At 71.1% G+C, this 25,859-nt stretch carries 28 protein-coding genes; 17 read left to right on the top strand and 11 right to left on the bottom strand.

The features are described from left to right. Positions 1-104 precede the first annotated feature (104 nt). The 3 genes from OG625_RS20735 to OG625_RS20725 form a co-directional block, all read right to left on the bottom strand. Positions 105-752, bottom strand: coding sequence for a DUF5063 domain-containing protein (locus tag OG625_RS20735; RefSeq protein WP_329383116.1), 648 nt, complete (start codon positions 750-752; stop codon positions 105-107). Next, positions 745-1,344 (bottom strand): recombination mediator RecR, encoded by a 600-nt coding sequence (gene recR / locus OG625_RS20730; RefSeq protein ID WP_329383114.1) that lies wholly within the window; start codon positions 1,342-1,344, stop codon positions 745-747. Before recR ends, OG625_RS20735 begins: the two co-directional genes overlap by 8 nt. Before the next feature lie 72 nt (positions 1,345-1,416). Further along, positions 1,417-1,761 (bottom strand): YbaB/EbfC family nucleoid-associated protein, encoded by a 345-nt coding sequence (locus OG625_RS20725; protein WP_329383111.1) that lies wholly within the window; start codon positions 1,759-1,761, stop codon positions 1,417-1,419. 267 nt (positions 1,762-2,028) lie between these two features. Here OG625_RS20725 and OG625_RS20720 point away from each other — a divergent pair, with 267 nt between their 5' ends. After that, a complete protein-coding gene (locus tag OG625_RS20720) occupies positions 2,029-2,775 on the top strand; it encodes an SLATT domain-containing protein (protein WP_329383109.1) in 747 nt (248 codons plus the stop codon). Positions 2,776-2,932: 157 nt separating this feature from the next. Here the strand turns inward: OG625_RS20720 and OG625_RS20715 are convergent, their stop codons facing one another. From OG625_RS20715 to OG625_RS20705, 3 genes are all read right to left on the bottom strand, one after another. Beyond that, a complete protein-coding gene (locus tag OG625_RS20715) occupies positions 2,933-3,583 on the bottom strand; it encodes a hypothetical protein (RefSeq protein WP_329383106.1) in 651 nt (216 codons plus the stop codon). 138 nt (positions 3,584-3,721) lie between these two features. Further along, the gene (locus OG625_RS20710; RefSeq protein ID WP_329383103.1) at positions 3,722-4,387 is read right to left on the bottom strand and encodes a GntR family transcriptional regulator; all 666 of its coding nucleotides are present in this window, start codon (positions 4,385-4,387) and stop codon (positions 3,722-3,724) included. Between the two features lie 108 nt (positions 4,388-4,495). Beyond that, entirely contained in the window at positions 4,496-5,857 is a 1,362-nt protein-coding gene (locus tag OG625_RS20705) for an aspartate aminotransferase family protein (RefSeq protein WP_329383101.1), read from the bottom strand. 187 nt (positions 5,858-6,044) lie between these two features. Between OG625_RS20705 and OG625_RS20700 the strand changes: the two genes are divergently transcribed. The 5 genes from OG625_RS20700 (at position 6,045) to OG625_RS20680 (ending at position 8,902) form a co-directional block, all read left to right on the top strand. Then, positions 6,045-6,701: a DJ-1/PfpI family protein gene (locus OG625_RS20700; protein WP_329383099.1), complete on the top strand. Its 657-nt coding sequence runs from the start codon at positions 6,045-6,047 to the stop codon at positions 6,699-6,701. Continuing rightward, positions 6,694-7,260, top strand: a complete 567-nt coding sequence (locus OG625_RS20695) for a MarR family winged helix-turn-helix transcriptional regulator (protein ID WP_329383094.1) — start codon at positions 6,694-6,696, stop codon at positions 7,258-7,260. The genes OG625_RS20700 and OG625_RS20695 overlap by 8 nt, the downstream gene beginning before the upstream one ends. Positions 7,261-7,477: 217 nt before the next feature. Further along, positions 7,478-8,221 (top strand): hypothetical protein, encoded by a 744-nt coding sequence (locus tag OG625_RS20690; protein ID WP_329383092.1) that lies wholly within the window; start codon positions 7,478-7,480, stop codon positions 8,219-8,221. A 109-nt stretch (positions 8,222-8,330) separates the two neighbouring features. Continuing rightward, on the top strand, positions 8,331-8,540 hold the full coding sequence (locus OG625_RS20685; protein ID WP_329383089.1) for a hypothetical protein: 210 nt from the start codon (positions 8,331-8,333) through the stop codon (positions 8,538-8,540). 50 nt (positions 8,541-8,590) lie between these two features. After that, positions 8,591-8,902, top strand: coding sequence for a hypothetical protein (locus OG625_RS20680; protein WP_329383086.1), 312 nt, complete (start codon positions 8,591-8,593; stop codon positions 8,900-8,902). A 150-nt stretch (positions 8,903-9,052) separates the two neighbouring features. Here the strand turns inward: OG625_RS20680 and OG625_RS20675 are convergent, their stop codons facing one another. Next, on the bottom strand, positions 9,053-9,586 hold the full coding sequence (locus OG625_RS20675) for a hypothetical protein (RefSeq protein WP_329383084.1): 534 nt from the start codon (positions 9,584-9,586) through the stop codon (positions 9,053-9,055). Between the two features lie 329 nt (positions 9,587-9,915). Here OG625_RS20675 and OG625_RS20670 point away from each other — a divergent pair, with 329 nt between their 5' ends. After that, positions 9,916-11,058: a protein kinase domain-containing protein gene (locus OG625_RS20670; protein ID WP_329383081.1), complete on the top strand. Its 1,143-nt coding sequence runs from the start codon at positions 9,916-9,918 to the stop codon at positions 11,056-11,058. A gap of 82 nt (positions 11,059-11,140) precedes the next feature. Further along, positions 11,141-11,530, top strand: a complete 390-nt coding sequence (locus OG625_RS20665; RefSeq protein WP_329383079.1) for a nuclear transport factor 2 family protein — start codon at positions 11,141-11,143, stop codon at positions 11,528-11,530. A 40-nt stretch (positions 11,531-11,570) separates the two neighbouring features. On the opposite strand, the gene OG625_RS20660 is transcribed toward OG625_RS20665, so the two are convergent. Next, entirely contained in the window at positions 11,571-12,053 is a 483-nt protein-coding gene (locus OG625_RS20660; protein WP_329390820.1) for an HIT family protein, read from the bottom strand. A gap of 181 nt (positions 12,054-12,234) precedes the next feature. Here OG625_RS20660 and OG625_RS20655 point away from each other — a divergent pair, with 181 nt between their 5' ends. The 6 genes from OG625_RS20655 (at position 12,235) to OG625_RS20630 (ending at position 18,685) form a co-directional block, all read left to right on the top strand. Further along, positions 12,235-13,335: an alpha/beta hydrolase gene (locus tag OG625_RS20655; RefSeq protein ID WP_329383077.1), complete on the top strand. Its 1,101-nt coding sequence runs from the start codon at positions 12,235-12,237 to the stop codon at positions 13,333-13,335. Beyond that, a complete protein-coding gene (locus OG625_RS20650) occupies positions 13,328-14,569 on the top strand; it encodes an acyltransferase family protein (protein ID WP_329383074.1) in 1,242 nt (413 codons plus the stop codon). Before OG625_RS20655 ends, OG625_RS20650 begins: the two co-directional genes overlap by 8 nt. Before the next feature lie 10 nt (positions 14,570-14,579). Beyond that, positions 14,580-15,923 (top strand): sensor histidine kinase, encoded by a 1,344-nt coding sequence (locus OG625_RS20645; protein ID WP_329383071.1) that lies wholly within the window; start codon positions 14,580-14,582, stop codon positions 15,921-15,923. Continuing rightward, positions 15,920-16,591, top strand: a complete 672-nt coding sequence (locus tag OG625_RS20640; protein ID WP_329383068.1) for a response regulator transcription factor — start codon at positions 15,920-15,922, stop codon at positions 16,589-16,591. Before OG625_RS20645 ends, OG625_RS20640 begins: the two co-directional genes overlap by 4 nt. Before the next feature lie 88 nt (positions 16,592-16,679). Then, entirely contained in the window at positions 16,680-18,029 is a 1,350-nt protein-coding gene (locus OG625_RS20635; protein WP_329383065.1) for a sensor histidine kinase, read from the top strand. Further along, positions 18,026-18,685 (top strand): response regulator transcription factor, encoded by a 660-nt coding sequence (locus tag OG625_RS20630; protein WP_329383062.1) that lies wholly within the window; start codon positions 18,026-18,028, stop codon positions 18,683-18,685. Before OG625_RS20635 ends, OG625_RS20630 begins: the two co-directional genes overlap by 4 nt. Here the strand turns inward: OG625_RS20630 and OG625_RS20625 are convergent. After that, entirely contained in the window at positions 18,655-19,635 is a 981-nt protein-coding gene (locus tag OG625_RS20625; RefSeq protein WP_329383059.1) for a GlxA family transcriptional regulator, read from the bottom strand. The two genes, OG625_RS20630 and OG625_RS20625, sit on opposite strands and share 31 nt — an antisense overlap. Before the next feature lie 127 nt (positions 19,636-19,762). Here OG625_RS20625 and OG625_RS20620 point away from each other — a divergent pair, with 127 nt between their 5' ends. Beyond that, positions 19,763-20,410 carry an HD domain-containing protein gene (locus OG625_RS20620; protein WP_329390818.1) on the top strand — a complete coding sequence of 216 codons (648 nt, stop codon included), beginning with the start codon at positions 19,763-19,765 and terminating at the stop codon, positions 20,408-20,410. 20 nt (positions 20,411-20,430) lie between these two features. After that, positions 20,431-21,633, top strand: coding sequence for a cytochrome P450 (locus tag OG625_RS20615; protein WP_329383056.1), 1,203 nt, complete (start codon positions 20,431-20,433; stop codon positions 21,631-21,633). Positions 21,634-21,649: 16 nt separating this feature from the next. Here the strand turns inward: OG625_RS20615 and OG625_RS20610 are convergent, their stop codons facing one another. After that, entirely contained in the window at positions 21,650-22,516 is an 867-nt protein-coding gene (locus OG625_RS20610; protein WP_329390816.1) for a diacylglycerol kinase, read from the bottom strand. Between the two features lie 184 nt (positions 22,517-22,700). On the opposite strand from OG625_RS20610, the gene OG625_RS20605 reads away from it, so the two are divergent. Continuing rightward, positions 22,701-23,984 carry an adenylosuccinate synthase gene (locus OG625_RS20605; RefSeq protein ID WP_329383053.1) on the top strand — a complete coding sequence of 428 codons (1,284 nt, stop codon included), beginning with the start codon at positions 22,701-22,703 and terminating at the stop codon, positions 23,982-23,984. Between the two features lie 119 nt (positions 23,985-24,103). On the opposite strand, the gene OG625_RS20600 is transcribed toward OG625_RS20605, so the two are convergent. Next, positions 24,104-25,792, bottom strand: coding sequence for a hypothetical protein (locus OG625_RS20600; protein ID WP_329383051.1), 1,689 nt, complete (start codon positions 25,790-25,792; stop codon positions 24,104-24,106). Positions 25,793-25,859 lie beyond the last annotated feature (67 nt).

Raw genomic sequence — 25,859 nt, 5'->3', positions numbered from 1 at the left:
GCAGTCTAACGAGCGACCGGGATCCGACCGCCTCGTACCACATCATGAGACGAGAAGATCAAAGGATGGGTTCCCTGCCCACGGCTGTTATCTGCCCATTGCAGCTACTTGCGGCCGAGGCCGCCCAGCTCCTCGGCCATGACCTGCCCGGCCTGCTCCGCGAGGTCGTCCTCCGCCAGGTCCTCGTCCGTGTCGAGGCCGTCCAGGGCCGCGAGGGGCTGGTCCAGCCGCACGTGCGCGATCAGCGACTGGAGGGCGCGCAGGGTGGCCGAGGCCGTCGGGCCCCAGTTGGTGAAGTACGAGAACTGCCACCACCACAGCGCCTCGGTGATCCGGCCGGCCTGGTGGTGGATGAGCCCGTGCCGCAGGTCCGCGACCACGTCGGCCAGGTCGTCGGAGATCCGGTGCGGGACCGGCGCCTTGCGGGGCTCGTACGGGTCGAAGACCTCGGAGTAGACGTCGACCGGCTCCAGCATGATCGCGAACCGCTCGCGCAGGTCGTCGACGTCCGGCTCGGGGCCGAGGTCGGGCTCGTAGCGTTCTTCGGGGAGCACGTCCTGGTACGCGCCCAGCCGGCCGCCCGCCAGCAGCAGCTGGGAGACCTCCAGGAGGAGGAACGGCACCGCACTGTCCGGGTCCTCGCCCTTGGCCACCTCGGTGACCGCGACGATGAACGACTCGATCTGGTCCGCGATCGAGGCCGCGAAGTCGTCCGGGTCCTGGCCGAGGGCGTGCAGCGTTGCGTCAGACATCGAGAAGTCGCCTTCCTTCAAAGGCCCGCCCGAGCGTGACCTCGTCCGCGTACTCCAGATCTCCCCCGACGGGGAGCCCGCTGGCCAGGCGGGTGACCTTCAGGCCCATGGGCTTGATCATGCGGGCGAGGTAGGTGGCGGTCGCCTCGCCCTCCAGGTTCGGGTCGGTGGCGAGGATCAGCTCGGTCACCACGCCGTCCGCCAGGCGTGCCAGCAGCTCACGGATCCGCAGGTCGTCCGGGCCGACGCCCTCGATCGGGCTGATCGCGCCGCCGAGGACGTGGTACCGGCCCCGGAACTCACGGGTCCGCTCGATCGCGACGACGTCCTTCGACTCCTCGACGACACAGATGACGGACAGGTCGCGGCGCGGGTCACGGCAGATGTTGCACCGCTCCTCCTGCGCCACGTTCCCGCACACCGCGCAGAACCGGACCTTCTCCTTGACCTCCAGCAGCGCGTGCGCGAGGCGGCGGACGTCGGTGGGCTCGGCCTGCAGGATGTGGAAGGCGATCCGCTGCGCGCTCTTGGGCCCGACGCCGGGCAGCCTGCCCAGTTCGTCGATCAGGTCCTGGACCACGCCTTCGTACAACGGACTGCCTTCTTCCTCTGATGTCTCTGTGGACTGTGTTGTTCGTCTTCGTGCTTCGGTACTGGATCGGTACTAGAACGGGAGGCCGGGGATGCCGCTGCCGCCGCCCAGGCCCTGGGCCAGGGGGCCCAGCTTCTGCTGCTGGAGCGCCTGCGCATTCTCGTTGGCCGCCTGGACCGCCGCCACCACCAGGTCGGCGAGCGTTTCGGTGTCCTCCGGGTCCACGGCCTTCGGGTCGATCACCAGGGCACGCAGCTCACCGGAGCCGGTCACGGTCGCCTTGACGAGACCGCCGCCGGCCTGGCCCTCGACCTCGGCCTGTGCCAGCTCCTCCTGGGCCGCGGCGAGGTCCTGCTGCATCTTCTGGGCCTGCTGGAGCAGCTGCTGCATGTTGGGCTGGCCACTACCGGGAATCACGGGTAACTCACTCCGTAGCGTCGGTCCAAGCCTGGGGCAGCTTGGTCAATCCGAGCCTACGTGCTCCCCGGGCGCCGCGCCCTACGCCGTGAGGACCAACTCTTTAGAGTGAGAGACGGGGCGCACGCGTACCTGATGGAGACCTCCTTGTGGGCGGAAATCCCGGGATTCGGCGCCCATCGCACGTCATTCGAAGGTAGGAAGAGCATGCGCACCATTGCGCACACGCGCACCACCACACGTCAGCGCAGGCAGAGGGAGTGCCGGGTGAGCCAGCCGGAGATGCAGCCCGAGGGGCCACCCCGGGATCCCCGGGAGGAAGGCGGCGGTCCGATGGCGGCGGGCGATCTCACCGGTCGTCCCTTCCCCCTGGGCGACTGGGGCGAGCCCGCCGAGCGGCTGGACGAGCTCTACCGGCGGGTCGAGGCCGACGCGCTGCGCACCGCCGAGTGGTACCTGTCCGACCGGGCGTGGAAGCGCCGGGGCGCGCGCGTGATGCGCGTCGTGGCGGCCGTCGGCGCGATCACGGGCGCTGCGATGCCGCTGCTGGAACTGACGGGCTCGGCTCCGGGTACCTCCTCGTACGGCTTCCTGGCGCTGCTGCTGGGCGCGGCCGCTCTGGCCTGCGACCGGTTCTTCGGCCTGACCTCGGGCTGGATGCGGGACGTCGCCACCGCCCAGGCCGTGCAGCGCCGTCTCCAGACCCTCCAGTTCGACTGGGCCTCGGAGAACGTGCGCGAGGTGCTCGGCCCGACGGAGGGCACGGCGAGCGAGGCGGCGGAGCGCTGCCTCACCGTCCTGCGGCGGTTCTCGGAGGACGTGACGGAGCTGGTGCGCTCGGAGACCGCGGAGTGGATGGTCGAGTTCAGCTCGGGCCCCGCGCCGCTGGTGATGCAGTCGCTGGGGGCGGGCGGCGCCCGCCCGGACGCGTACGTCCCCCCGGCCCGCTTCCCCCTCCCCCCGGGAACCCGCCCGAACATGCCGAGGCAACGCCCCCCGGAACAGCCCCGCTGATCAGCTGCGGCCCGCCGCCCTGGGGCTCGATTTCAGCCCGTCCGGCGTTTGAGGACCGGGTCCGGGCAGAGCCCGGGAAACGGAGAAAGGGCGGGGCGGGTACCAGCTCCGCGCAGCGGAACCCACACCCGCACCCGCCCCGCACCCCACGTCGGCCTCAGCTGAAGATGATCATCGAGCCCTGCCCGAGGCTACGCGTGGCGGCCGCGTGCAACCCCAGCCACACGTGCCGCTCCCGCGCGAAGGGACTGTCGTCGTACGGAATCGGCCCCGCCGGCTCCTCCAACGACGTCGGCCGCCCCGGCGGCGCCGGAGCCGCCGGCGGATTCCCCGGGTCTATCCCGATGGCCGGCGCCACAAAGAGCAGCTCCCGCAGCAGCCCCTGCGCGGACCCCAGCGGCCCGCCCCCGGCCAGCAGCTCCTCGTTGGCCAGCGGAGCCGCGAAGTCCACCGGGACGTACGCCCCCGCGTGGTCGTAGTGCCACACCAGGTGCGACTGCTGCGCCGTGGGCTCGAACATCTCCAGCAGCTGCTCGTAGTCCCCGCCCAGCTCGTCCACCGGGGTCACCGGCAGCCCGCAGAGCTGGAGCAGGTACGCCCGCCTCAGGAAATGCAGGGCGTCGTAGTCGAAGCCCGCGACCGGGGCCACGTCCCCGCTCAGGCCCGGCATGTACGCGAACACGGGCACGGACGGCAGCCCGGCCTCGCCCAGCGCCTTGTCGTACGAGGCGATCTCTTCCGCGAAGGGGTTGTCGGGGCTGTGGCACAGCACGTCGACAAGGGGGACCAGCCACAGGTCACAGGCCACGCGGGCTCCGATCAGTCGTTGCCGCCGATCGGGCCAGAGTAATGCGCCGAACACCCTCCGCGAAGGGGTGCGGAGAACCTCGGCGGACGCGGGCGCGCTCCGGCCCGCCGGAGGCGGCTCACGGACGCCCCGGTCGCGCTAGAGCGTGGCGGCCCAGTCCAGCCCGTGCTGGTTGTACGCGTGCACGATGCGGCGCACCTCGTCCGCGTCGGCCAGCGTCACCGCGTCCACCAGGTCGGCGTGCCCGTCCCACAGCGCCTCGCGCAGCTGCGGATCGCGCTGGAGGTGCGGCACGGCGAACACCCAGCACTGGACCCGGATGCGATGCAGGAAGTCGGAGATGTAGGCGTTGCCGACCAGCGCGCTCAGTTCCCGCCAGAAGCGCAGGTCGTAGCCGATCAGCACTTCGAGTGAACCGCTGCGCGCCGCCTTCTGCGCCTCCTCGGCCCGGCGCCGCACCGAGACCAGCATCTCGCCGCAGCCGGGGCCGGCGCCGCGCTCGGCGAGCCGGCGGAAGATCCCGTCCACGACCAGCGAACGGGCCTCGATCATTCCCCGGAAGTCGTCGATGGAGAAGATCCGCACGCGGAAACCGCGGTGCTGGACCAGTTCGAGCAGCCCCTGCGCCGAGAGGTCCACCAGTGCCTCGCGGACCGGGGTCGCGGAAACCTCGTACTGCTCGGCGATCTGCTTGACGGTGAATTCGGTCCCGGGCGGCAGGCGTCCCGCGAGCACCTCGTCACGCAGCGCGTCCGCGATCTGCTGGCGAAGTGTGTTGCGGGTGACAGCTCCGCTGCCTGGCATAAGGGTCCGTCTCCTGTAGTAGAACTCCGGACACCTTAGGCCAGGCAGCGCGGCCGAAACCGATCGGTGGGCGATCGATATGCGGATCCACCGCCCACCGGCCGCCCGCTAGGCGGACGTGGTGTGCCGGTCGGCGACCGTCAGCGCCTCGTCCATGAGGGCCAGACCCTCCTTCGCCTCGGCCTCCGAAATGGTGCAAGGGGGCACGACGTGGGTGCGGTTCATGTTGACGAACGGCCACAGACCGGAGGCCTTGCAGGCCGCGGCGAATTCGGCCATCGGCGCGTTGTCCGCCCCGGCGGCGTTGTACGGGACGAGCGGCTCGCGCGTCTCCTTGTCCCGTACGAGCTCCAGCGCCCAGAACGTGCCCAGGCCACGGACCTCGCCGACCGAGGGGTGCCGCTCGGCGATCTCGGCGAGCGCCGGGCCGATCACGTTCTCGCCGAGGTGGGCGGCGTGCTCGACGACGCCCTCCTCCTCCATCGCGTTGATCGTGGCGACGGCGGCGGCGCAGGCCAGGGGGTGGCCGGAGTAGGTCAGGCCGCCCGGGTAGGGGCGCGTGGCGAAGGTCTCGGCGATGGCAGCGGAGATGGCGACGCCGCCGAGCGGCACGTAACCGCTGTTCACGCCCTTGGCGAAGGTGATCAGGTCGGGGGTGACGCCCCAGTGCTCGGCTGCGAACCACCTGCCGGTGCGGCCGAAGCCCGACATGACCTCGTCGAGGATGAAGACGATGCCGTGGCGGTCGCAGAGCTCGCGCACGCCCGCGAGGTAGCCGGCCGGCGGGGTCATGATGCCGGCGGTGCCGGGCACGCTCTCCAGGATGATCGCCGCGATGGTCTGCGGCCCCTCGAAGGCGATGGTGTCGGTGAGGTGGGCGAGTGCGCGGGCGCACTCCTCGGCCTCGGTGGTGGCGTGGAACGCCGAGCGGTAGAGGTACGGGCCCCAGAAGTGCACGACGCCGGCGGCGGCCGTGTCGGAGGGCCAGCGGCGCGGGTCGCCGGTGAGATTGATCGCGGCGGCGGTGGCCCCGTGGTACGAGCGGTAGGTGGAGAGCACCTTGGCGCGGCCGGTGTGCAGCCGGGCCATGCGGACGGCGTTCTCGACGGCCTCGGCGCCGCCGTTGGTGAAGAAGATCTTGTCGAGGTCGCCGGGGGTCCGTTCGGCGATGAGGCGGGCCGCCTCGGAGCGGACGTCGACGGCGAAGCCGGGGGCCAGGGTGCAGAGCCGGGCGGCCTGCTCCTGGATCGCGGCGACGACCTTGGGGTGCTGGTGGCCGATGTTGGTGTTGACCAGCTGGGAGGAAAAGTCGAGGAAGCGCTTGCCTTCGTAGTCCCAGAAGTACGACCCCTCGGCCCCGGCGACGGCGAGCGGATCGATCAGGGCCTGGGCGGACCAGGAGTGGAAGACGTGCTTCCGGTCGGCGTCCTTGACTTCGGCAAGGGTGTGCGAGGCGACATGAGGGGTCATGTCGTCACGCTAGAAGTGCGCAGGTGGGGACGGATATCGGCGGACTGTATGGGGGTGGGGGGCGGGTCTCGGCAGTCTGTCTGTGCACGGCCGCGGGATTCATCTATTGACAGCATCCTGTCGATACGACAGAATCCTGTCATACGGAGTTCGGCACCCCTCGCACCTCACCTCGGAGGCGAAGACCATGAACGAGACGGCGCACCAGACCCAGCAGAACGAAACCCCGCGGAAGTCGGTCCACCTCGCGGTCTACGACACGTACGCGGACTGGGAGACCGGCCACACCACGGCCCACCTGACCCAGCACGGCCACCGGATCCGTACGGTCGGCCCGGCCGCCGAGCAGCCGGTGACCACCATGGGCGGCGTGCGCGTCCTTCCCGACATGGCGCTGGCCGACCTGCGGCCGGAGGACTCCTCGCTGCTGATCCTCACGGGCGCCTCGCTGTGGGACACGAGCGAGGACCTGGCGCCGTTCGCGGCGAAGGCGGCGGAGTTCCTGGCGGCCGGGGTCCCGGTCGCGGCGATCTGCGGGGCCACCGCCGGGCTCGCCCGGGCGGGCGTGCTGGACGGCCGGGCCCACACGAGCGCGGCCTCCTTCTACCTGGCGCCGCAGCCGGGGTACGGGGGCGCCGAGCACTACGTCGATGCCGACGCGGTCACGGACGGGGACCTGATCACGGCGGGGCCGACGGAACCGGTGGCCTTCGCGCGGGAGGTGTTCGCCCGCCTGGACGTGTACAAGCCGGACGTGCTGGACGCGTGGTACCGGCTGTTCCACGACTCGGACGAGAGCGCGTACCCGGTGCTGATGGCGGCGGCGGAGTCGGACGATGCCTGAGCACACGCCCACCTCGGCCGACGCCCCCACCTCCCCCACCTCCCCCACCTCCCCCACCTCCTCCACCTCCCCCACCTCGCCGGATCCGCTGCGCGGCCGCCAGAACCTGCTGAGCCGCACCGCGCTCGGGGTCTTCCGGCTGAACGGCCAGTTCCTCTCCCTCTCGGAGGAACTGGCCCGCCCTGCCGGGCTGACCGCTGCCTGGTGGCAGGTGCTGGGCGCGGTCCTGCACGAACCCCTTCCGGTGGCGGGCATCGCCCGCGAGATGGGCATCACCCGGCAGAGCGTGCAGCGCATCGCGGACCTGCTGGCGGCGAAGGGCCTGGCCGAGTACGCCCCGAACCCGGCCCACCGCCGGGCGAAGCTGCTCCGCCCGACGGCAGCGGGCCGCGCGGCCATCGCCCGTATCAACCCGGGCCACGCCTCCCTGGCCACCCACCTGGCAGCCGAACTGGGCGACGCCGCCTTCGCGGAAACGGTCCATGTCCTGGAACGCCTCTCGTCAGCCCTGGACTCCCTGACCAACCCCCCAACCGAACCCAACCCCACCACCCCCTGACCCTCACCCCCACGTACCCCCACAACCCCACCCCGCCGGCCCGGCCGACACCTGAGGCACGCCCTCAGCCGGCCGGCGCTTACGGCACACCACCTCCAGCGCGGCCGGCACTCGCGGCACCCCCTCCAGCGCGGCCGGCACTCGCGGCACACCCCCTCCTGTCCCGTCTCACCGAAGGTTGGTCAGTCTCACCGAACCTTGGCCAATGGTCCCGCCGGTGGTCGCAGCCCCACTTCTGCTGGCCGCTCTGGTGGCCGCCGTGATCTCGGGGAACTCACTCTTCTGGGGCAGTTTCTGGGTCCTACTGGCGCTCACGGTGGTCGCAGTGATCGTGCTCACCGTGGCCATGATGTACGTCACGGTCTCCCTGACGGCGCGGTGGGGCGAGCTACGCCCCCTGGGAACTCCGGCCCAGGTCGTGATCGCCCGCTTTCTGCGTTCGTCGACCATGGCGATGGCTGATCTGCAGCGAGTCGTCGTCATCGAGCGACTCAGTCTGGGGCAGCGACAGTCGATCAAGGTGGTGTTGCATACCGACAGCGAGACGGTGGAGTGCGAACCGGCGACGTCCGCACCGCTCTCTCGGGTCGACGCACAGGCGCTGACCGGCTGGTTGACCGAGCAACTCGGCCAGGTCCAGGTGGCGGTGGAGCGTCAGACGGAGGTCAAGCGAGACTTCCTGCGTCCGGACGAGTGGTGGACCCGGTCCCACACCGCCGAGCTGTGGCGGGTACCCGTCGGCGAGGTCGACGGCATAGCCGCCGAACGCGGCGTCGAAATCTACCGGTACACGCCCCGGGCAGCCGCGATGTACAGCCCCGGCACTACGGTCACCATCTACGACCCGGGCCGGGCCTACGACGTCGCCGAAGAACTCCGCGCGGAACGAGCCGCCGGCCAGGCCGCCGACAGCACGGCAGCCCCCGGGCCGGCCGAGGACGACGCAACGGATTCCCGCTGACTCGGTCGGGCCGGTCCTGACCTGGCTCGGAGACTGCACTCCATGAGCGGGCGGATGGCATCGCCTGCGTGGTGACGAAACCCGTCGGAGCCAACCCGAAATCTCCTCCGTGAGGCCGCAGCGGCTCGGCGACGAGGTCCGTGCCGCCGTCGACGCGGCGACCACGCCGGCCGCACGGCTCGCCCTGGCCCTGGCCCTGGCCACCGTCCACGCCAGCCCGGCCGCGCCCGCCCGCTCGACGACCTCACCCGCCAGGCGATCCGCGCCTGGCTCGATTACCGCCGCCGGCGGTGGCCCAGCACGGCAAACCCGCACCTGATCGTCAGCCGGCACATCACCATGGACACCCGCCCGGTCAGCGGTGTGTGTGTGTGGATCACCGAGGCCTTGCGCGGCCAGACCGCGACGCTGGAGCGGCTCCGCATGGACCGTCAGCTTGAGGAAACCCTCACCCACGGCCCTGACCCGCTCCACCTCGCCGAGGTCTTCGGCCTCGACGAGAAGACCGCCATCCGCTACGCGAACTCCGCCCGTCAGATCCTGGAGCGGCCCTGGAGAACGACCCCGCAACTTCACCGCGAACCCAAGACGGCAACCCCGAGAATCCCGGCAACAGACCCTCGGGTTCCCGCTGAAGTGTCCTGTCTCATCGAAGTTGGTCGTGCACTTGCTTGCTGCTGACTTGCATGGACTGGATTGGATGAGACGCATGGACTCGGTTCGTTGAGACAGACCGCAAGTCATGCTGCGTCGCGTGCTGCGTGTCCGTTGTCATCCAACCAAGGCGTCTAGACAGCGAACACAGTTGTTGCGGCTTCTTGGCCGGCGAACCTAGGCGCGTGAGGCGAGGAGTCGGGCCGCGGCGGCTTCTAGCTCAGCGCGAAGCACCCGCTGGCATTCCAGCGGTGCGCACACCGCAAAGGCGTAGTTGTGAATCTCGCCGGACAAGAGCACTTGGAGATACTCGGGCCCACCCGCTTCTTCACGGCCCAACAGGATTTCGGCGGTGAGCCGAGTACCGTCTGTGAGCCGGCGCGATCCGCTCTGCGGTTCGCTGTCGACCAGCGTGAACTCCTTCTCATACCGGCCGTCGGGTGGGCAGGCCAGCAGCCACTGGGCAAACGCGGCGACCCGCGGTGCGCCACCCATCAGTGTCGTGCGTCCGATGAAGTACGCGTCGAGGCACCAGGTACCGTCCGGATCCTTATTGATCGCCAACCACAGGTCGTCAACAGGCGTGCCGGCGTAATGACTGCCACGCCATCCGAACCGAAACCCTGCCTCATCGTGCTCGCCGGACACTGTCGATCCTTCTTTCTCCCCGAACTGCCGTTGGCAGTCCACCTGACGCAGGTCGTCGGTCAATGGACATAGTCAGGCCAGGTCAGCGCATCGCGGACGACTACCTACGCTGACAAAGGACATGAAGAGCCTTCGGCTTTCGCGAACTCGCGGGTGTCGCTCACGACACACTCCCCTCACCCCCGCCGGCGCTCGCGGCACACACCCCCCTCAGCCCCGCCGGTGCCCGAGGCACACCCCCCTCAGCCCCGCCGGCGTTTGAGGCGCGGGGCCTGGGGCGGAGCCCCAGCAGCGGCGCCCGGCGCCACCCTCGGACGCTCCCGTAAGCAACCTCCCGCGGCCCCCGGTCGTCCTCTGCTGCGGGAGCCGTCAGGGGGAGGGACCACCCGGCCATGAAACAACTGCACCCGTGCGACCCGCACAGCATCGGCCCGTACCGCCTGCTGTCCCGACTCGGCACCAGCCGGGACGTCGGCCCGGACATCGGCCCGGTCTACCTCGCCCGCTCCGAGCGCGACGACCACCGCGGCCACCACGACCACCACCCCACCCGCGGCCCCGCCCGCCCCCGCACCGTCGCCCTCACCCTCATCCGCCACGAGCTCGCCGCCCACCAGGACTTCCGCAACCGCTTCCGCGAGGACACCACCGCGGCCCGGCGCCTGGCCGGCCCGCACACGGCTCCCGTCCTCGACGCCGACACCGAGTCCGAGAGCCTCTGGTTCGCCACCGAGTACGTCGCCGGGCCGAGCCTGGAGCAGGTCGTCGCCGACGACTTCGGCCCGCTGCCGGGCCGTTCCCTGATCGCCCTGGCCCGCGGCCTGGCGGACGCCCTCCAGGACCTCCACCGTGCAGGGCTCGCCCACCACTGCCTGAAGCCCTCGAACGTCCTGCTCACCCTCGACGGCCCACGCCTCATCGGCCATCCCCTCGGCTTCGCGGCCCCGCCTCCGGACCTCGCCCGCGACGTCTTCGCCCTCGGCACCGTCCTCGCCTACGCGGCCACCGGACGGCTCCCCTCCAACGAACCGAAACCGAAGGCAAAGGCGAAAGCGGAATCGGATCTCTACCCGGACGACCTACCCCCGGAACTGCGTGACCTCCTACGGGACTGCCTCCACAGCGACCCCGCAGCCCGCCCGGCACCGGCCGAGATAGCACCCCGCGTCGGCAGCCTGCGCGGCCCACGCGGCCCACGCGGCCCACGCGGCCCGCGCAACCCACACACCCCGCCCGAGCCCTGGCTCCCCACGCCACTGGTGGCCAACATCGGTCGGCACGCCGTACGCCTCCTCGACCGCGAGGACGCCGGCCCGGACCGCGCCGCTCCCCCGACCCGCACCCCGATCCCGCCCGCGTACTCCACCTACCCACCACTGGAAGCGGAACCCCCGCCCCGCCCCCGAACCGCCTCCACCGCCTTCTTCCTCGCGGTGGCCGCGGCCGTCACCGTGCTCTCCACCGGCAGCGTGTACGCGGTGATGAGCGGCGACGAAGACCCCCGCCCACCCACCGCACCAACGGCGAGCCCCTGACCCCACACCGTTTTGTGTCGAAGTCAATAAGCCTGCAAGCAAAGCTTGTTACGTATAACGCGGCTGTCGGACACTGCGGCACATGGAGCCGTTGAAGGTTGTGGCACAACTGTGGGAGCGGATCGAGGCACGCGACTGGAACGGCGTGGCCGAACTCATCGCCGAGGACGCGGTCATCGAATGGCCGGTGAGCGGTGAACGCATCGTGGGTCGCGCCAACTTCATCGCCGTGAACAGCGACGAGGGCTACACGGACGAGAGATCCGTTGAGGTGCTGCGCATCCTCGCGGACGGCAACCTCGTCGTTACCGAGGTGGAGATACCTCAGGACCACGTCGTCTACCGGGCCGTCTCCCTGTGGACGGTGCGGGACGGGGAGATCGTGCGGGCACGGGAGTACTGGACCAGCCCCGGCCAGGACCCCGCCCCCCGCTGGCGCGCGGGCTACGTGGAACCTCTGGTCGCGGACTGATCCGCACCCCAGCCCCCACACCCGCGCCCACACCCGCGAGCTAGGAGACCTCTCCGAGCGCGTCCAGTTCCTCCCCGATGGCGGCCCGCAAGCCGTCGTGGCGCGGGGCCAGTGCGTGCTGCTCGCCCCGCCAGTACTGCTCCTCCTCGTACAGCCAGACCGGCAACCGCACTTGGTCGGCGGGCTCCCAGTCGTAGCGGGGCCAGACGTGGGCGTGGAGGTACGGGTCGGTGTTGCCCAGGATCTCGATGTTCACGCGGCGGAAGGCCGGGTCGAGGCGCCGGCAGGCCCGCTCGACGGCCTCGGCGAGCCGTTCCATGTCGCAGAGGTACGCGATCCTGCGCTCCCGGGACAGGTCGGAGAGCCGGGTCACGGCGGGGTCCTCGGTCAGCAGCACCGAGTACCCGGGCAGGAACTGCCGGTCCCCGATGGCGGCGAATCCCGAGGTGAGACGGCGCATGACGGTGGGGTTCTCCCTGCGGTGCGCGCTGCCGATGCGGTCGTGACGCCAGTCAGTGTCGATCACTCTTCGACCTTAACCCGGCGTCTCCGTCAGGGTCTTCGAGCGCTTGCGTAGCCCTCGTCATACCTGAGAGCTACGCGCGAACACCGCTCCGCAGCGTGACGCCGACGACGGGGCCTGATTCCTAACTTCGGATCAAGAGAAGGGCGCCGAGGGCTCTTCCGGACCGAAGGAAGACACCATGGCGGCGGGAACGGCGGGAACAGCGGGAACGGCACGCACGGCGCTCACGACGGAAACGGCGGAAGCGGTGGACGCGGTGGCAGCGGCCGGTACGAGGGAGCGCATCCAGCCCGCACGGCCCGCACGCGGTCGGGCCCATCGGACCCTGCTGGCGGCCCTGGTCGCCGCAGCCGTCATATTCCCCGTCTCCGCCGCCGCTTCCGCCGACGTTCCCGCTCCCCCGCCCGCGGCGATGGCCGAGGACGCGGCACCGCACACCCGGTACGCGGCCAACCGAGTCGGCCTCACGGAGGCGGCCCGGATGGCCGAGGAGGCCGGCCGGACCGGGCGGGCCGCCAAGCTCCGCGCAATGGAGGCGGCCGGCACGGCCCAGTTCCTCGCCTTCGACGGGCGCGGCAGGGGCAGGGCCGTCGAGGTCTTCGGGGAGCTGGAGACCGCCGACCGGGTCGCCGTTCTCGTGCCCGGCTCCGATACGACTCTCGACACCTACCAAAGGTTCCGTGCCGGGGCTGTCACCCTTCAGCAGCGCCTCCAGGCCGAGCATCCGCGCTCCGCCGTGGTCGCCTGGCTCGGGTACGACACCCCCGGCACGGTCAGCACGACCGTGCTGACCGCCGAGCGCGCGGACCAAGCCGCCGGCGAACTGGCCCCGTTCCTCGGCCGGTTGAGTGACATGGCCGGGCCCGGCGCGCAGCTCTCGCTGCTCTGCCATTCGTACGGTTCCGTGGTCTGCGCCCGTACGCCGACCGGGCCCTCGGTCGCCGACATCGCGCTGTTCGGCAGCCCGGGTACGGGGGCCGACTCGGCCGGGGAGCTGCCGACGAGTGCCCGGGTATGGGCCGGGCGCGGTGGCGGGGACTGGATCGCGGATGTCCCGCACGTCCGGCTCGGCGGAATCGGCTTCGGCCCCGATCCCGTCGACCCCGCCTTCGGAGCCAAGGCGTTCGCTGCCGGTCCCGGCGGGCACAGCGACTACCTGAAGCCCGGCACCGAGTCCCTCGACGGCCTGGCCGCGATCGTCCTCGGCTCCGCCAGGACCGCGGGCACCGCCGGCGCCGCGACCACCACCGCTACCGTCTCGGAGGCCACCCGTGCCTGAGCTCCGCACCCGCTGGGCCGTACTGGCCGCCGGGATCGATGCCTCCACCCCTGCCGGGCGGGACCGGAGCGTGGACACGCTGCGGGCCTTCGCGATCCTCGGCGTGGTCCTCGGCCACTGGCTCGTCACCGCCCTGACCACCGCCGACGGCGGTCTGAGCACCACGAGTCCGCTGGCGCACATGCCCTGGCTGGCCCCGGTGTCCTGGGTGTTCCAGACCCTTGCCGCCTTCTTCCTGGTCGGCGGTCACGTCGCCGCCATGGGGTACGCGTCGGCGCGGGCGCGCGGGGATTCGTACCGCACGTGGGTGGGGCAGAGGTTGGGCCGGCTGTTCCGCCCGGTTGCGGCCGTGCTCGTCCTGTGGGCCGTGGTGGCCGCCGGGATGCTGATCGGCGGGGTCGAGCTGGACACCGTACGGACGCTGCTCAAGCTGGTGTTGTCGCCTCTGTGGTTCCTGCTGGTGTTCGCGGTGCTCACCGCTGCGACGCCGCTGGTGGCGCGGCTCAGCCCGCTGTGGCCGCTGGCCGTGGTGGCGAGCGTCGACGTGTGGCGGTTCGGGTTCGGCGGGCCCGACTGGGTCGGCTGGGTCAATGTCGCCGCCGGCTGGCTCGTCCCCTACACGCTGGGCGCCGCCTGGGCCTCCGGCTCGTTCGCCGGTCGCCGCTCGCCCGCCCTGCTCCTCGGTGCGGGCACCGTGGCCACTGCCGCGCTGGTCCTCTGGGGCGGGTACCCGGCGTCCATGGTCGGTGTCCCCGGGGCCTCGATATCGAATCTGAACCCGCCGACGCTCGCCGCGGTCGCCTTCGGCGTGGCCCAGTGCGGGCTGGCGCTGCTGGTGCGCGACCCGCTGGCACGGGCCATGCGGCGGCCGACGGCCTGGGCGAAGGTGGCCCTGGTGAACCTCTCCGCCATGACGGTCTTCCTGTGGCACCAGACCGCCATGATGGCCGTCACCGCCCTCGGACTGCTCGTCTCGGCCGACCTGCCCGGCCTGCACACCGTGCCCGGGTCCCCGGGCTGGATAGCCGCCCGACTGCTGTGGCTACCACTGTTCGCCGCAGCGCTGACCCTGTGCTGGGCCGCGTTCCGCACGTACGAACAGGGCCCGCGCCCCCGGAAGGCCCGGACCGGCGAGCCTGCCCGGACCTCCCGGCCCGGGCGGCCCGCCGACGCCACGCGTGCGCACTGCGCCCCGAGCGCTCACGCTCCCGGCAAGGAAATCGCTCATGTCTAGGCTGGCCGATGTGACCGAACCTCCCGCGCCCCTGACCGACCCCGCAAACCCCGGCAGCGCCAAAGGCGGCGCCCGGTCCCGATTCCGGTCGCTGGCCATGGAGTTGTGCACCCTGGACCGGGACCCGCTGCCGAGGATGGCGCGGCCGCGCTGGCTGGCCCGGCTGCCGCACGTGCTGGTCGCATACGCCGCCGCCTTCTTCGGCTTCCTCACCACCGAGCAGCTCGGCGACCACTACCACGTCACCGGAGGACTCCCACTGGTCCTGGCGATCCTGACCGGTGTGTCCATCGCGCTCGCGATGTTCCGGCCTATGGCCGCCTGGTGGCTCGGCCTGCTCACGGCAGGCGCCATCGCCTGGGCGATCTACGGCAACGTCGGGCAGGGCCAGGCCTGGCCCTGGACGCCTGCCGGGACATTCGCCTTCGCCCCGGTGCTGTTGCTGGTCGCCCTGCGCATGCCGCCGCGGGTCACCATCGCTGTCGTCGGCATCTCGGTGGCCTGTACCGGCCTGGCCGAAGCCTCCTTCAAGCCGGAGCACAGCACGACCACCGCGCCCGGGGCCGTCCTCATCTTCGGTTTCGTCGGCCTGCTCGGCTACGCGCTGCGCGCCCTGCGCCTGGCCCGTGGCGAGCTGGTCGAGCAGGAGACCCTCACGGAAGAGGAGCGGGCCCGGCGCACCCTGCTGGAGGAGCGCAGCCGGATCGCGCGCGAGCTGCACGACGTCGTCGCGCACCACATGTCCGTCATCTCCATCCAGGCCCAGGTCGCCCCGCACCTCGTGGAGAACCCGTCCGAGGAGCTCAAGGAGAACCTGGCGGGGATCCGGGAGAACGCGCTGGAGGCCCTGACGGAGCTGCGGCGGGTGCTGGGCGTGCTGCGCTCCGAGCAGCCGGACGATCCTGCGAACCCACACCATCCGGTGCCCACCCTGGCCGAACTGGACGGCCTCGTGGACAACGTGCGGGGGGCCGGGCTCGACGTCGCCGTCGAAGTCGCGGGCGTCCGCAGGGTGTTGACTCCGGGCGTGGAGCTGACCGCGTACCGCATCGTCCAGGAGGCGCTGAGCAACTGCCTGCGCCACGCCCCGGGTTCGCGTGTGGAGGTCGGCATCGCCTACGGGCCGCGCGACCTGCACCTGTGCGTGGCCAACAGCGCACCGACCCGGCCGGCTCCGCCCTCGAACGGCGCGGGGCACGGACTGCTGGGGATGCGGGAGCGGGCGGGCATGCTGGGGGGCGAGCTGGCCGCGGGCCCGCGCCCCGAAGGCGGGTACGAGGTGACCGCGGTACTCCCGATGGATCCGCAGGGCCTGCCCGGCGACTCCTTCCCCGAGATGAAGAGGAATTCATGAGCACCCCGATCAAGGTGATGATCGCCGACGACCAGATGATGGTCCGGCAGGGCTTCACCGTGCTCCTCAACGCCCAGCCGGACATCGAGGTGGTCGGTCAGGCCGTGGACGGGGCCGACGCCGTGGCGAAGGTCGCCGAACTGGCGCCGGACGTGGTCCTGATGGACATCCGCATGCCGGGTATGGGCGGCATCGAGGCGACGTCCGTCATCACCGGTGTCCCCGGGGCCGAGGTGAAGGTGCTGGTGCTGACCACTTTCGACCTCGACGAGTACGTGTACGAGGCGCTGCGGGCCGGCGCCTCCGGCTTCCTGCTCAAGGACGCGTCGGCGGACCAGCTCGCGGAGGCGGTGCGCGTGGTGGCGGCCGGTGAGGCGCTGCTCTCGCCGAACATCACGAAGCGTCTGATCACCGAGTTCTCGCGGCTGGGGGCGCCGCGCGCACCGTCGCGGGCGCGGATCGACGAGCTGACCGAGCGGGAGACGGAGGTGCTGTCGCTCGTCGCGCAGGGACTGTCGAACGCGGAGATCGCGTCGCACCTGACCGTGGCGGAGCAGACGGTGAAGACCCATGTGGGCCGGATCCTGGTGAAGCTGGGCTTGCGGGACCGCACGCAGGCGGCGGTGTTCGCGTACGAGACGGGTCTGGTCCGTCCGACGGGCTACTGATCTGCCCCGGGTAGTACTTGAGGGGGAGGTCGGGAAATCCCCTTCGGCGGCGACGCGGGCTACGGGACCCGGGACCTACGGTTCTGTTATGAGCGAGACGACCACCGGGGGTACAGCCCGGACACCTGAGTTCCGACTGGCATCGGGGGTGATCGAGACCCTGCGCCAGGACCTCGTCACCAACGCCTTCGCCTACCGGCCGCTGCCGCTGCAGGAGACGCCCGGGCGAATCGTGCGCCGGCTTCCCCGGGCGATACGCAGGCACTTCCCGTGGACGCGGTACGCGATGGTGGGGGCGCTGGCCCTCTTCGTGATGGTGTTCACGGCGGGCACGCAGTCGAGCTACCTCGGGGATACCGGCGAGCTCCTCATCGGGATGATCTCCGCGGCCCCGGTCGTGATGACGCTGGTGCGGCCGGTCGCGGCCTGGTGGGCGGCCGTCGCCATGACGGTGCTGTTCGCCGCGCTCGGCAGCGAGGCGAGCTGGCCGTGGACCCCGGGCAGCTTCCTCGCGTACATCGCCGTCATGGTGATCGTCACCCTGCGGACCGGCCCCAGGGTGGCGGCCTGGATGTGGACGCTCACCCTCGCGCTCGGCTTCATCCTGTCGGTGGTCTTCAGGAGCGGGTACGCGTACGGGGCGGGGACGAACCTGCCGGAGATGGCCGTGTTCTCGGCGTTCGCACTGGTGATCGCGAGCAGCATCCAGATACGCCGGCACGCCAAGGCGGAGGTGAGCGCGCAGCAGGAGGTCACGGCGGTCGAGCGGGACAAGCGGACCCTGCTGGAGGAGCGGACGACGATCGCGCGGGAGCTGCACGACGTGGTGGCCCACCACATGTCGGTGGTGGCGATCCAGGCGGAGGCCGCGCCGTACCGGGTGAAGAACCCGCCGCCGGAGTTGGAGGCGGCGTTCGTCACCATCCGGGAGAACGCGGTGGCGGCCCTGACGGAGCTGCGGCGGGTGCTGGGTGTGGTGCGCTCCGCGGACTACGAGGCGCCGGACGCCCCGCAGCCGACGCTGGCCTCGCTGGACGGTCTGCTGGCCAATGTGCGGGAGGCCGGGCTGAGCGTGGAGAAGACGGTGACGGGCGCGGTGCGGGAGCTGCCTCAGGGGGTGGAGCTGTCGGCGTACCGGATCATCCAGGAGGCCCTGAGCAACACGCTGCGGCACGCGCCGGGTGCGGTGGCCGGGGTGGAGGTCAGTTACGTACTGGGCGGGCTGGGGATACGGGTCGTCAATGAGGCGCCGACCGGGGATGTGCGGCCGTCGCCCGGGGCCGGGCACGGGATCACCGGCATGCGGGAGCGGGTGGCCATGCTGGAGGGGGAGATGACGGCCGGCGAGACGGCCGGCGGCGGGTACGAGGTGGCGGTGTTCATACCCGTGCCCAGCCGTCCGGTGGCGGTCACGGCGCCGGAGGAGGGGCCGGCATGACGATCAGGGTGCTGATCGTCGACGACCAGATGATGGTGCGCGAGGGGTTCTCCGTCCTGCTCAATGCCATGGAGGGCATCGAGGTGGTGGGCGAGGCGGTCGACGGCCGGGAGGCCGTCGCGCAGGTGGCGGCGCTCCGGCCGGACGTGGTGCTGATGGACATCCGGATGCCGGAGATGAACGGTCTTGAGGCGACGCGGGAGATCGTGGCCGCCGACACGGACGCGAAGGTGCTGGTCCTGACGACCTTCGACCTCGACGAGTACGTGTACCAGGCGCTGCGGGCCGGGGCCTCCGGGTTCCTGCTCAAGGACGCGTCGGCCCGTCAGCTGGCGGACGGGGTGCGGGTCGTGGCGGCCGGGGAGGCCCTGCTGGCGCCTTCGGTGACCAAGCGGCTGATCGCGGAGTTCTCAAAGCTCTCCGAGGCGCGCAGGTTCACCGACCCGGCGGGGGTGGGTGAGTTGACGGATCGGGAGACGGAGGTGCTGGTACTGATCGCGCAGGGGCTGTCCAACGCGGAGATAGCGGACCGGCTCGTCGTCGCGGAGTCGACGATCAAGACCCATGTGAGTCGGATCCTGGTGAAGTTGGGGCTGCGGGACCGGACGCAGGCGGCGGTGTTCGCCTACGAGACCCGGCTGGTGACCCCAGCGTAGGGCTCGGTCCGGGTGGTGCGGAAGCGGGACGCGTAGGCGGAGGGGGTGGTGCCGAGGTGGCGGGCGAAGGCCCGGCGGAGGGATTCGTCGGTGCCGAGGCCGCTGCGGCGGGCCGCGACGGTGACCGGTTCTCCCTGTTCCAGGAAGGTCCGGGCGGCTTCCAGGCGGAGGGTCTCCAGGTGGGCGGCCGGCGTGGTGCCGGTGTGGGCCTTGAAGAGACGGGAGAGGTGGCGGGCGCTGAGGCCCGCGCGGCGGGCGAGGGCCGGGAGGCTGTGGTCGGCCGCGGGATCCGCGGCCATGGCGTCGAGCAGGGGGCGCAGCACCGGATCACGGGTGGGTGAGGTGCGGGAGGCCGCGGAGAACTGCGACTGACCGCCGGGGCGTTGCAGGAACACCACCAGGTCGCGGGCGACTCGGCGGGCGGTGTCGGGGCCGAGGTCCTGTTCCACGAGGGCCAGGCAGACGTCGATGCCGGCGGTGACTCCGGCGGAGGTGAGCACGGGCCCGTCCTGGACGTAGATGGCGTCGGGGGTGACGGTGGTGCCGGGGTAGGCGCGGGCCAGGTCGGCGGCGTGCTCCCAGTGGGTGGTGGCCCTGCGGCCGTCCAGGAGGCCGGCGGCGGCGAGGACGAAGGCGCCGGTACAGACGGCGGCGACCCGGTCGGCGCGGGCGGCCAGCCGGGCTACGAGCTCGACCAGTTCGGGCCTGGTGCGCAGGGTGGCCAGGTCCGCGGGGCCGGGGACCACCAGGGTGGCGGTGCGCTCGACCTCGCCGGCCGGGAGGTCGGCGTCTATCCGCAGGCCGGTGGAGGTGCGGACGGGGGCACCGTCGGGGGTGCAGACCTGCACGGCATAGGGGTCCCCGGCGGTGGCGAAGACCTCCAGCGGGGCGGCGACGTCCAGGAGACGCACGCCGTCGAAGGCGAGGACGGTGATCGTGTGGGTGCCCATGGGCTGCACGGTAGCGGGGAGGGATGTCCGGATGTGTGGGGTGTGTGGCCACGGGGACATGGCGGGCGGGAGACGGCGCGAGGAGGCTGGAGGTACGTCGAGAGGAGCAGGTGTGAACAGGCACGGCATGGGAGCGCGAGGGAACACGGCCGCCGGGGTGGCGGTGCCGGAGGGGAAGCTCGCCGCGGAGGCGACCGAGCTGGTGCGGGACACCACCAGCGAGTTGATCTACCACCACTCGCGGCGGGTGTACTGGTTCGGGAGCCTCCAGGGACGGCGGCGGGGGCTCGCCTTCGATCCGGAACTGCTGTACGTCGGGGCGATGTTCCACGATCTGGGGCTAGGGAAGCGGTTCCGGGCGAGCGGGCGCCGCTTCGAGGTCGACGGCGCGGACGAGGCCCGGCGGTTCCTGGAGCGCCACGGAATCCCGGAGGACGGCATCCGCCGGGTGTGGACGGCGATCGCGCTGCACACCACCCCCGGGATACCGGAGTTCATGGAACCGGAGGTGGCGCTGGTGACGGCGGGCGTGGAGTACGACGTCTTGGGCATCGGCTTCGACGACATCGGCGCGGCCGCCCGCGCCGAGATCACCGCACTGCACCCCCGGCCGGACTTCAAGCGGCGGATCCTCCGGGCCTTCACCGAGGGGATCGAGCAGAAGCCGGACACAACGTTCGGCAATGTGAAGGCCGATGTCCTGCGGCACTTCACGCCCGACTTCGTCCCGGGGGATTTCGTGGAGGTGATCCAGGGTTCCCGGTGGGAGGAGTGACACCCCGTTAGGGTGCGGGGATGGGCTTTGATCCGTGGGACGCGGGGTTCGTCGCCGATCCGTATCCGGCGTACCGGGAGTTGCGGGAGCAGGGGCGGGCCATCTGGTGGGAGGCCACCGGGCAGTGGTTGGTGCCGCACTACGCCGATGTGAGCACGCTGCTGCGGGACCGGCGGCTGGGGCGGACCTACCTGCACCGCTTCTCGCACGAGGAGTTCGGCCGCGAGGCCCCGCCGGCGGAGCACGAGCCCTTCCACGTGCTCAACGGCAACGGCCTGCTGGACCTGGAGGACCCCGCGCACGCGCGGGTGCGGAGGCTCGTGGCGAAGGCCTTCACCCCGCGCACGGTGGAGCGGCTCGTGCCCGCCGTGCGGAGCCTCGCCCAAGGGCTGGTGGGGCGGCTGCTCGCGGACGGGGGCGGGGATCTGCTCACCGCCGTCGCCGAGCCGCTGCCGGTGGCCGTCATCGCGGAGCTGCTGGGCGTGCCGGAGGCGGACCGGGGACTGCTGCGGCCCTGGTCGGCGGACATCTGCGGGATGTACGAGCTCCGGCCGGACGAGGAGACGGCGCGGCGCGCGGTGCGGGCGAGCGTGGAGTTCAGCGCCTACCTGCGGGGGCTGATCGCCGAGCGGCGGGCGCGTCCCGGGGAGGATTTGATCTCCGGGCTGATCGCCGCCCACGATGACGAGGGCCGGCTCAGCGAGCAGGAGATGATCTCCACGTGCGTGCTCCTGCTGAACGCCGGTCACGAGGCCACGGTCAACACGACCGTCAACGGATGGTGGGCGCTGTTCCGCAATCCCGCCCAGTTGGCGGACCTGCGGCGCAATCCCGAAAAGTTGTCCACAGCTGTGGATGAACTCATGCGGTACGACACGCCCCTGCAGATGTTCGAGCGCTGGGTGCTCGACGACGTCCGGATCGGGGACACCCTCGTCCCCCGCGGGGCCGAGGTCGCACTGTTGTTCGGGTCCGCGAACCGGGATCCCGCGCGCTTCGCCGACCCCGACGCGCTGGACCTCGTACGGGCCGACAATCCTCACCTGAGCTTCGGGGCCGGGATCCACTACTGCCTGGGGGCGCCGCTCGCGCGCCGGGAGCTGGAGGCCTCGTTCGGGGCTCTGCTGGCGGACGGCGTCCCGCCACTGCGGCTCGTCGAGGAGCCGCAGTGGCGGGACGGTTATGTCATCCGGGGGCTGGAGCGGTTGCTGGTCGAGTTCTGAGCCGCGCGCGGCCGGGTCACCGCTGGTGCGGCAGCGTCAGGCCCCACGCCCCGGGGTGCAGCGTCCACGTACGCCGCCGGACCGGGCCGGTCACCGCCTGGTCGGCCCGGTAGCGGAAGTCCGCCCCCGACACCGTCACCGACCGCACCCGGGCGACCCGGGGCCCGCCGGAACCGGAGCCGGAGCCGGAGCCGAAGCCGGGAGCGGAGTCCGCGCCCGACCCCGACCGGACCACCACCTCCGCCAGGCCGTCCCGGGCCGCCACCGACACGTCCAGCACGGGCTCGTCGACATCGGCCAGCACCACCCCGTCCGCCTCCACGCGCAGCCCCCGCCCCGGCGCCGCCGCGCCGGACACCGGCGGGCGCACCAGGGTGCGTACGAGCGAGCGGTACGCGTTCCACACCGACGGCCCCGCCGGGCGGGCCGCCGGGCGGTCGGCCGACGGGATCCGCAGGTCCCCCAGCACCACCCCGTCGCTGTCGTCGACCAGCAGGTCACAGACGCGGACCGCGCCGTCCAGCACGGCCCGCGCCGCGGAAACGGCCGAAAGTGGCACGCCGAGCGACCTCGCCAGCCCCAGTGACCCCACTGGCCCCACCGGAATCAGGGAAACGGCCCCGTCGGACAGCCCCCGCTCCCGGTGCAGCAACCCGACGGCCCGCACCAGAGCCCGGTCGTCCCCGACGATCACCAACCGCCGATGACCCCGGCGGGCAAGAGCCCGCGCGAACTCCTCCGATGAGTCCGGGAGGCAAATTTTCGCCGCCGCGCCCGCTGACAACACATCTTTCGCGATCCGCACGGACTCGCCGTCAAGACGGCGGGCGACCGGGTCGACGAGCACGAGCAGGCCGCCTACCGGCGCGCCCGCATGGCTCATGGTGGGCTCTGGAGCCGACACCTCGGTCCTTCCTCGGGTAGCATCTTTGTGCAAGAGGCCCTTGCGCTATTGCGCCAGGGCCTTCGTCTATTCCGGGGTACCGGTCCGACGGCTCAGCCTGCGGTGTACATCGTCGTACGCCCCCTGACCTTGGACATGCCCCATCCGGAAGAGGTGTACGCCTGTGCCCGCTCTTGTGCTGCTCGGAGCTCAGTGGGGTGACGAGGGCAAGGGAAAGGCCACCGACCTGCTCGGTGGATCCGTTGACTATGTAGTGCGCTACCAGGGTGGCAACAACGCCGGCCACACGGTCGTCGTAGGCGACCAGAAGTACGCGCTGCACCTTCTCCCTTCCGGCATCCTCTCCCCCGGATGCACCCCGGTCATCGGTAACGGCGTCGTCGTCGACCCGGCCGTCCTGCTCTCCGAGCTGCGCGGCCTGAACGAGCGCGGCATCGACACCTCCAAGCTGCTCATCAGCGGCAACGCGCACCTGATCACGCCGTACAACGTCACGCTCGACAAGGTCGGCGAGCGTTTCCTCGGCAAGCGCAAGATCGGTACGACCGGCCGCGGCATCGGCCCGACGTACGCGGACAAGATCAACCGCGTCGGCATCCGCGTCCAGGACCTCTACGACGAGTCGATCCTCACCCAGAAGGTCGAAGCGGCGCTGGAGGGCAAGAACCAGCTCCTCGCGAAGCTGTACAACCGCCGCGCGATCGACGCCGCCCAGATCGTCGAAGAGATGCTCCAGTACGCGGACCAGATCAAGGGCTACGTCGCCGACACCACCCTGATCCTCAACAACGCGCTGGACGAGGACAAGGTCGTGCTCTTCGAGGGCGGCCAGGGCACCCTGCTCGACGTCGACCACGGCACGTACCCCTTCGTCACCTCCTCGAACCCGACCGCGGGCGGCGCCTGCACCGGTACGGGTGTCGGCCCGACGAAGATCAGCCGCGTCATCGGCATCCTGAAGGCCTACACGACCCGCGTCGGCGCCGGCCCGTTCCCGACCGAGCTGTTCGACAAGGACGGCGAGGACCTGCGCCGCATCGGTGGCGAGCGCGGTGTGACCACCGGCCGCGACCGTCGCTGCGGCTGGTTCGACGCGCCGATCGCGCGCTACGCGACCCGCGTCAACGGCCTGACGGACTTCTTCCTCACCAAGCTGGACGTCCTGACCGGCTGGGAGCAGATCCCGGTCTGCGTGGCGTACGAGATCGACGGCAAGCGCGTCGAGGAGCTCCCGTACTCGCAGTCGGACTTCCACCACGCGAAGCCGATCTACGAATACCTCCCCGGCTGGTCCGAGGACATCACCAAGGCCAAGACCTTCGAGGACCTGCCGGCGAACGCCCAGGCGTACGTCAAGGCCCTCGAGGAGATGTCGGGCGCCCCGATCTCCGCGATCGGCGTCGGCCCGGGCCGTACCGAGACGATCGAGATCAACTCGTTCCTCTAGGCAGTAGGCAGTAGGCAGTACCTGAATGCCCGAAGGGGCGGTGCGCGAGATGCGCACCGCCCCTTCGGCGTATTTCAGGTGGAGCAGGTCGAGCAGGTCGAGCAGGTCGAGCCGGTGGATCAGTCGTTCTCGTAGTAGCCGAAGATGTCGACGACCAGGTCGGTGGTCGCCCACTCCTCCCAGCTCTGGTTGAAGAAGTCGACCACGCCGTGCTCGCCGGCCGCCGCCTGGACCAGGTTCGGGACGGTCTTGCCCCGCGTCCAGTTCAGGGTGGAGGAGCCGGGAGCGTAGGTGTCGCCGGCGGTGCCGTTGTTGCGGGCCTCGAACGAGTACGGGTCCGGGGCGACCGACAGGTAACCGTTGTTGGCGGTGTTGGTGGCGGTCGCGTTCAGGATGTAGCCCGAAACGCCGTCGTCCTCGGGGCTGGGCGAGAACGGCACCCACTTGAAGTAGCCGCCCTTGAGCGCGCCGTGGTACCAGTCCTCCGGGTCACGGGTGTCCAGCCAGCGGAAGGGCTCCAGCGGCACGTAGGCGCCGGTGCTCTCCTGGCTGTACGAGCCGACGACGTCGATGACGACGTCGGTCGCGCCGCCCCAGGAGCCGTTGACGATGGTGATCTTGCCGTCGGCGGAGACGGGAACGATCACCGAGTTGGCGATCGTGTCACCGGCGTTGAAGTTCAGGTTGGACACGCTCGGGTTCGACTGCCCGCCCGGCAGGACGGACAGGAAGCCGGACGACCTCGGCTCGGTGACCGTCACGTTGAGCGCGACGGCGGTGATGCCGCTCGGCACGCCGTTCAGGCCGCTGATCTGGGTGGTGAACTTGCCGCGCGCCGGGACCTGGCCCCGACTCGTACCGAGGCCCTCACGGGTGTCGACGAAGCGGACCGGGTCCATCGGGGTGTAGCCGCTGGAGGCCTTCTGGCTGAAGTAGCCGGTGACGTCGGCGATCAGGTCGACCGAGTCCCCGACGTTCCAGCTGCCGTTGTACAGGTTGACGTAGCCGTCCTTGCCGACCGGGACGATCACCATGTTGGGCACGGTCTGACCGGCGGTGAAGTTCACGTTCGACGAGGTCGGACGGTCCGTGTCCCCGGGGTAGGCGGTGATGTAACCGCTGCTGGCCGGGTTGGTCACGGTGACGTTGAGCGCCACGGCGGTGACCCCCTCGGGGATGCCGCCGTTGCCTGCGATCTTCACCCGGGTCTCGCCGCGGCCGGGAACCTTGCCCGTCGGGGCACCGATGCCTTCGCGGGTGTCCAGGAGGCGGGTCGGGGCGTACGGGGTGAAGTCCGAGCCCGCGGTGCCGTACGGGAGGGGGTGCTCCGACTTCACGTTGTTCGTGGAGTCCACGAGCGTGACCTTGATGGGGTACTCGCCGAGCTCCGCGTACACGTGCTTGAAGGTCAGCGGGCCGGCGCCGGAAGCGTAGGCCACGTCCGACTGTCCGTCGCCCCACTCGACCGTGACGGTCAGCTGCGCGGCCTCGCTGATGATGTCGGTCACCAGCTCCAGCCCGTGGGCACTGGTGCTCTTGGTCGTCAGGGCCGTGCTCAGGTTCGGGTTGCCTGCGACGGCACCCTCCGCCAGCGGGGCGGCGGCCTTGTTCTTGGCGGCCGGCAGGGTCGTGCGGACCGACTTCTCGGCCGGGCTCTTGAACGTCTTGAACTTCGACTCTGCGACCTCGGTGAGGTCGACGTCGGGAGCCGACACCTTCGGCCCCACGGGCTCGGCCACCGGCTCGGCCGCGTTGGCCACCCCCGGTATGAGGCCAACGCTGGCCGCGATGATGGCGGCAGCGGACATTACGAGACGGCGATTGCGCACCGGCCCCCCCATTTTTTGTTTTTGAACGCGATCAGGAGCAAAAGCG

Source organism: Streptomyces sp. NBC_01351 (assembly GCF_036237315.1).
Taxonomy (GTDB): domain Bacteria; phylum Actinomycetota; class Actinomycetes; order Streptomycetales; family Streptomycetaceae; genus Streptomyces.
The sequence above is the reverse complement of the archived record's forward strand: the minus strand, read 5'-3'. Positions and strand labels throughout refer to the sequence as shown.